This window comes from Tsukamurella conjunctivitidis, assembly GCF_007858475.1.
GTDB classification, from domain to species: domain Bacteria; phylum Actinomycetota; class Actinomycetes; order Mycobacteriales; family Mycobacteriaceae; genus Tsukamurella; species Tsukamurella conjunctivitidis.
The window spans coordinates 1-535 of sequence record NZ_VIGX01000270.1; the positions used below are offsets into that span (position 1 = coordinate 1).

Sequence of the window (535 nt, forward strand, 5' to 3'; positions counted from 1 at the left end):
GGTGGGGATGTCACTCATGTCTGCTCCTGTGGATGGTGTGCCCGCGTGTCCGGGGCGTCGCGCGGGGCGTCGCGGGGGGACGAGGGCGGGGCCGGGGTCGTTCAGTCGGTCGGATCGTTCACTCGGTCAGGGTCGTTCACTCGGTCGGGTCTACGGCGTCCATGATCGAGACCGGGGTGGGCACGTTCCCGGAGTTCTGCAGGGAGACGGTCTCCAGGACGGGTCGCAGGTCCATCCACCACTGGTCACGGGGGCGGCGGTTGACCTTGTCCAGGTCGTCCTCCATGCGGTCGACGGGCCGGGCGGCCGTGGTGTTGGAGGTCGTGCCGATGTAGACGGCGTCATCGGTGCCCGCCCGGAACTGGTCGGCGAGGACCTCCAGGGCCGAGTGCACCAGGCGCGTGGCCAGGAGGCGGTCGAAGGGTGAGGGCGCCCCTCCCTGCTGCAGGTGCCCCAGCACGGCGCTGCGCACGTCGAAGAGCCCCTGCCCCTCCGCCTCGAAGGCGGTGGCCAGGAAGTCCCTGTCGTAGTAGGG

At 70.7% G+C, this 535-nt stretch carries 1 protein-coding gene; it reads right to left on the reverse strand.

The window, feature by feature from the left end; translation table 11 throughout:
• Nucleotides 1–136: 136 nt before the first annotated feature.
• On the reverse strand, nucleotides 137–535 hold a 399-nt coding region (locus FK530_RS25350), incomplete at its 5' end, for a 6-phosphofructokinase (RefSeq protein WP_193560377.1).